Consider the following 5,789-nt stretch of genomic DNA (forward strand, 5'->3'; position numbering starts at 1 on the left):
AAGAAACGAAAATTGAGCCGAATGTCAATCGGTCGCACAGTGGTCCCGGAAGGAGATACAGGATGGAGCCGAGTTCAACCCAAAGGTTGGGTAGTGCCGGCAATGTGCCGGTAGTCGGACAGCCGTTGACCCGGAAGCCCCTGATCGAGGCTTCCAATGTCGAGAAGAACTACGGCGCAACACGGGTCCTTCGGGGCGTGAGTTTTCAGGTCCGGGCCGACGAAATCCACGCGCTCCTGGGCGGCAACGGCGCCGGCAAAAGCACCCTGATCCGCATCGTCACCGGGCTGATCTCACGCGATGCCGGCGAGATTGGCTTCGCCTCGTCGAAGGCCGGCCACACCAGCCCGATCATCGCGGTGGTGCATCAGGAGCTGGCGCTGTTGCCCGAGCTGTCGGTCGGAAAACATCGGCATTGTGCATGCGAGGTCGGGCTGGTCGCAGATCAGCCGTCGCTGCATGCGGGAAATCGCGTTTGGTGCGCTACGCCTGATCGACCCCGCGATCGGCGAAGAGATCATCGATCGGCCGGCTCGCAAATTGTCCCTCCACGAAGGCCAGATCGTCGAGATCGCCCGCGCACTTTCGACCGGAGCGGAAGTGCTGCTTCTCGATGAGCCCACCGCCAACCTGACAGCCGGCGAGACGGTCAAACTCTTCGCGGTGCTAAAGCGGCTGGTGCGAGAAGAAGGCATTGGTATCGTCTTTGTTTCTCACCGTATGCGGGAAATCCGCGCGCTCTGCGATGTCTGCACGATCTTGCGCGATGGCGTCACGATCGCGAATGCCACGCCGCTTGCATCGCTCAGCGACGCCAAAATCGTCCAGCAGATGGGACAACCCGCGCAGCGTCCAGCAACCCACCGCAAACTGCAAAAGGGCCTCCGACAGAGCGCACCGATCGAGCTGCTGGGCCCCGGCGGCGTCAGGATCGCGATGTCGTCGGGCACCATCCTGGGACTGGCCGGCGCACCCGCGGGCCCGACCGGCCTCATTGCTCCCCTGGTGGGCGCCGGACCCGGAGCTGGCTGGCGCCTTTCGGGCGGGGGCTTTGGGGACCGTTTCTCGTCCCCAGCAGCAGCGGCGCGGGCCGGTATCGGCTTTGTTTCTGGCGACCGAGCAACCAAGGGGATCCTTTCGCAGCTGCCCATCGTCGATAACGTGCTTGCAGCACGCAGGGTTCGCGAGAGGCGGCGGATCGTAGCCGCAGCCGAGCGGCAGGAATGTCACGATCTCGTTTCAGCGCTGAAGTTGAAAGCCAGCTCGATCTGGGACCTGCCGGCCTCCTTGTCCGGCGGCAACCAGCAGAAGCTTCTCGTCGCACGGTGGCTTGGGCTGCCGCTCCGGATGGTGGTGCTGGAAGAGCCGACGCGTGGCGTCGACATCGGCACCAAGCATGACATTTACGGTTTGATCCGGGAGATGGCCGACGCTGGCGCGATCATCATCTGGTGGTCGACCGAGAACGTCGAACTGCTCGAGCTTTGCGACGCCATTTTCGCCTTTGACACTGATGGGCAACCGAAGGGATTCCTGCCTGAAGAGCACTACACCGAAGACGGGCTCGCCGAACTGACGGGGATGGCGGCATGACCGACGCGAGCAACGGCACCACGACCACCGACAAACTCCGGACCACCAACTCGCGCGTCCCAGCAGTTCTTTTGTGCTACCGAACGGAAGGCGCGATTGCCGCCGCAATCGTCGTCCTGCTGCTGGCCGTCGGCATGTTCGTGCCCGCTGCACTCAGCATGGGCAATTTGCAAAACATCATCCAGGCCGCCGCGCCCCTCATCATCATGTCACTCGGTGTTTTGCTGGTCGTGGTCGCCGGCGGCATCGATCTTTCGGTCGGTTCAGTCTTTTCCTTGACCGGTATGGTGACCGCGCTGGCGATGGCCAGTGGCGCCGACGGACTGACCGCCAGTGCTGCCGGCCTGGCCGTCGGCCTTGTCTTCGGCTCGATCAATGGTCTTCTGGTCACGGTCGTTGGGCTCGCGCCTTTCGTCGTCACGCTCATCACCTACGCGGTGGCGGGCAGTCTGGCCTTCATCGTCACGAATGGTCGTTCGATGCCGATCGGCGCGCCGGATTTCTGGCTCCTGAATTCCGGCGAGATTATCCCGGGCGTCCCCAACCATCTTCTGTTCTGCATCATATTGATGATCGCGCTGGAATACGTCCTGCGCAAGGTCGTGCTCGGACGCTGGTTCTTTGCCGTCGGCTCGTCGGCAATTGCTGCCCGGCTGCTCGGCATTCCGGTTCTGCGCATCAAGTTTGCTGCCTATGTCGCTTCGGGCCTGCTCGCCTCTTTCGCCGGGCTGTTGACCGTAAGCTACATCCTTAACGCCGAAGCCACTGCCGGCGCCAGCCTGATGCTGCAGGCAATCGCCGCCGTCGTCATTGGAGGGGCCAGCCTATTTGGCGGAACTGGGAGCGCGATCGGCGCCATGCTGGGCGCTCTGATGATCACCTGCATCCAGAACGGCGTGAACCTCATTGGCGTGAACAGCTTCTGGCAAGGCTCCGTCACCGGCGCCGCGATCCTGCTCGCGGTTCTGATCGACCGCTTCAGCAGCAAGAACCGACTCTAGATCATCAACGGGAGGAACCAAGATGAAGTTGAAGACCATACTACTTGCAGCATTGGCGGCGGCCGCCTTGTCCAGCGCATCATACGCGCAGGACAAAAAGACCGTCGCTTACATCGCCCCGTCGCTGGACATCTCCTACTGGCAATGGGTCGGGTACGGCGTGAAGGAGAAGGCCAAGGAACTCGGCATGGATTATGTCGAGTACACTTCGGAAAACTCACCCGCCAAGCAGATGGACAATGCGCGGACCGCCGTGACCAAAGGCGTCGCGGCCATCGTGATCGCCCCCGTCAGCTCGACCTCGACACCGCCGCTGCTCGACTATCTGGCGAAGCAGAAAGTGCCGATCGCCTTTGCCGGCATCGGGCCGCAACCGGGCCTCACCAACTATACGTCCTCGGTCACCGCGAACAACTATGAGACCGGCAAGGCGCAGGGGAAATTCACCTGCGAGCTTGCCAAGGAGCGTGGCGGCAACAAGGTTGGCATGCTGTCGCTGCCGCAGGACCGGGAGAATGCACAGAAATACCTCAAGGGCGCCAAGGAGGCGTTTGCCGCCGACGGCTGCGACCTCGTCCAGATGCTGGAAACGCGGGGTCTGACGATCAACGAGGCCGTCACCCAGGCAAACGACCTCTTGACCGCCAATCCCGACATCAAGGCCATCTACGGCATGTATGACGAAGCCGGCACCGGCGCCGCCAAGGTGGTCGAGACCCGGGGCCTCACCGGCAAGATCGGCATCACCGTGGCCGACGGCTCGCCGACCACGATCGCGCTGCTCAAGAAGGGAGCGCTCCAGGGCATCTTCTTCCAGGAGGCAGTAGGCCAAGGCATCGACGGAACTCAACAGGTCTACAACGCACTGACGGGCGCGGCGGTGACCCAGGATCTGGCCTTGGTCATGCCTCTTGTTACGGCCGACAAGGTTGATAGTCCCGAGGCCAAGAAGGTCATCGCCCGCGTCTTTCCCCCGAGCAACTGACCGCCACCCAATGGACCCGCCGGCTTGGCCGGCGGTCCAGACCTCAAGCAAGGAATCCCGACCGTGGCCGAGCTGCCGCTCATCGATCCGCACCATCATTTGTGGGATCTGGAGACCAATTTTTATCCGTGGCTGACCGACGGGGTTAAGCCGTCAGCCTTCGGTGACTACGAGGCGATCCGAAAAAGTTACCTTCTCGAGGACTATCTTGAGGACGGCAAGAACCAGAACCTCGTAAAATCGGTGCACCTGGATGTGGGGTTCGATCCCAGCGATCCGGTTGGGGAGACGCGCTGGCTGCAGGAGATCGCCGACAAGCGGGGGTTTCCGCATGGCATCGTCGGCTATGCCGACCTGTCTAGACCCGATGTTGGCGAGCTCCTCGACCGCCACATGGAACATCAGAACTTCCGCGGCATTCGGCAGTCGATGAACTACCATCCCGACGCCGCTAAGACATATCAGGCGCGGCCGGAGGTGAGCCGGACACCCGAATGGCGGCGTGGTTTCCGGGAGCTGGCGAAGCGACGGCTGAGCTTCGACCTGCAGCTCTACTATCCCCAGATGGGCGAGTTCCTCGAACTCGCGCGCGACTTTCCCGACGTCCAGATCATTCTCAATCACACCGGCATGCAGGTCGACGGCGCCGAGCATTTTGGCGCCTGGAAAAAAGGCATGCACCAGTTGGCGCAAGCGCCGAACGTCGCCTGCAAGATCTCCGGTCTCGGCATGGGCGACTGGCGATGGACCACTGCATCGATCCGTCCCTATGTCGAGGAAGCGATCGCCGCGTTCGGCGTCGACCGCAGCATGTTTGCGACGAACTTCCCGGTCGACAAGTTGTTCTCAAGCTTCGATGCGATCGTGAACGCCTTCAAGGAAATCACGCGAGGCTACCCCCATGAGGAGCGGCTTGCGCTGTTCCATGACAACGCCGCCCGGTACTACCGCCTCTAGATCATTCGCCAGGACACTTAAATAGCAGGAGACTTTGACATGTTGCTGAAGGGCAAGGCCGCGGTGATTTCGGGGGCCGCGAGCCCCCGCGGAATTGGCCGCTCCACGGCAACGCTGATGGCGGAGCAAGGCGCGCGCATTGCTATTCTTGACCTCGATGAGCAACAGGCCCGTGACGCCGCCGAGTCGCTTGGGCCCGAGCACATTGGCCTCGCCTGTAACGTCGCCGACCTCGATGCGTGCAAGAGGGCTGCTGCCGAAGTGGCCGAAGCCTTCGGCAAGGTCGACGTGCTGTGCAACATTGCCGGGATCACGCAGCCCGCAAAGACACTGGATATCGGCCCGGCTGACTGGGACCGCATGCTCGATGTCAACCTACGCGGCGTGCTCTATCTCAGCCAGGCATTCATCCCGAACATGCGCGAAAATGGCGGTGGGTCGATCATCTGCATGTCGTCGGTTTCCGCGCAACGCGGCGGCGGCATCTTCGGCGGCCCGCATTATTCGGCTGCCAAGGCCGGCGTGCTCGGGCTTGCCAAGGCCATGGCGCGCGAATTCGGTCCCGAAGGCATCCGCGTAAACTGTGTCACACCGGGCCTGATCCAGACCGACATCACTGGGGGCAAACTGACCGACGCCATGCGCGCCGACATCATCAAGGGAATCCCGCTCAGCCGGCTGGGCGACGCACGCGACGTCGCCGGCGCCTATCTCTTTCTGGCGTCCGATCTGGCCAGCTACATCACCGGCGCCGTGATCGACGTCAACGGTGGGATGCTGATCCATGGCTGAGAGGACACCGGATCTTGAGATGCCTCGCGCCGGCAGCAATGTCAGCCTGGCCGAACGAGCCTATCGTATCCGCCGATATGCCGTCCGGATGGGTCAAGTCCAGGGCCAAGGTTACGTCGGACAGGCGCTGGGTATCGCCGACGTGCTTGCCGTCGCCTATTTCCATGCGCTTCACTACCGGCCGGACGACACGCTGTGGGAGGGACGCGACCGCTTCCTGCTGTCGATCGGACACTACGCCATCGCGCTCTACGCGGCGCTGATCGAAGCGGGCGTGCTACCGGAGGAAGAGCTCGAGACCTATGGCAGCGACGATAGCCGTATGCCGATGTCCGGCATGGCGCCATACACGCCCGGCATGGAGATCACCGGCGGGTCGCTCGGTCACGGCCTTGGCATTGCCGTTGGCATGTGCATGGGGCTGACGCGCAAGCGAAGCGACAGTTTCGTCTACAATCTTT

7 protein-coding genes are annotated in these 5,789 nt (G+C 62.5%); all 7 read left to right on the forward strand.

Features of this window, described 5'->3' with window-relative positions; translation table 11 throughout:
- A partial coding sequence (locus tag NKH01_RS34750) for an ATP-binding cassette domain-containing protein (RefSeq protein ID WP_353024695.1) occupies positions 1-617 on the forward strand: 617 nt, incomplete at its 5' end.
- Positions 541-1,593 carry a sugar ABC transporter ATP-binding protein gene (locus tag NKH01_RS34755; protein ID WP_353024700.1) on the forward strand — a complete coding sequence of 351 codons (1,053 nt, stop codon included), beginning with the start codon at positions 541-543 and terminating at the stop codon, positions 1,591-1,593. The genes NKH01_RS34750 and NKH01_RS34755, both read left to right, overlap by 77 nt.
- Entirely contained in the window at positions 1,590-2,594 is a 1,005-nt protein-coding gene (locus tag NKH01_RS34760) for an ABC transporter permease (protein WP_353024696.1), read from the forward strand. The genes NKH01_RS34755 and NKH01_RS34760 overlap by 4 nt, the downstream gene beginning before the upstream one ends.
- A gap of 22 nt (positions 2,595-2,616) precedes the next feature.
- Positions 2,617-3,579, forward strand: a complete 963-nt coding sequence (locus NKH01_RS34765; RefSeq protein ID WP_353024697.1) for a substrate-binding domain-containing protein — start codon at positions 2,617-2,619, stop codon at positions 3,577-3,579.
- 63 nt (positions 3,580-3,642) lie between these two features.
- Entirely contained in the window at positions 3,643-4,536 is an 894-nt protein-coding gene (locus tag NKH01_RS34770; protein ID WP_353024698.1) for an amidohydrolase family protein, read from the forward strand.
- Positions 4,537-4,575: 39 nt separating this feature from the next.
- On the forward strand, positions 4,576-5,328 hold the full coding sequence (locus tag NKH01_RS34775; protein WP_353024699.1) for an SDR family NAD(P)-dependent oxidoreductase: 753 nt from the start codon (positions 4,576-4,578) through the stop codon (positions 5,326-5,328).
- A 19-nt stretch (positions 5,329-5,347) separates the two neighbouring features.
- On the forward strand, positions 5,348-5,789 hold a 442-nt coding region (locus NKH01_RS34780), incomplete at its 3' end, for a thiamine pyrophosphate-binding protein (RefSeq protein ID WP_502912718.1).

It is taken from the genome of Mesorhizobium sp. M1403 (assembly GCF_040317695.1).
Classification (GTDB): domain Bacteria; phylum Pseudomonadota; class Alphaproteobacteria; order Rhizobiales; family Rhizobiaceae; genus Mesorhizobium.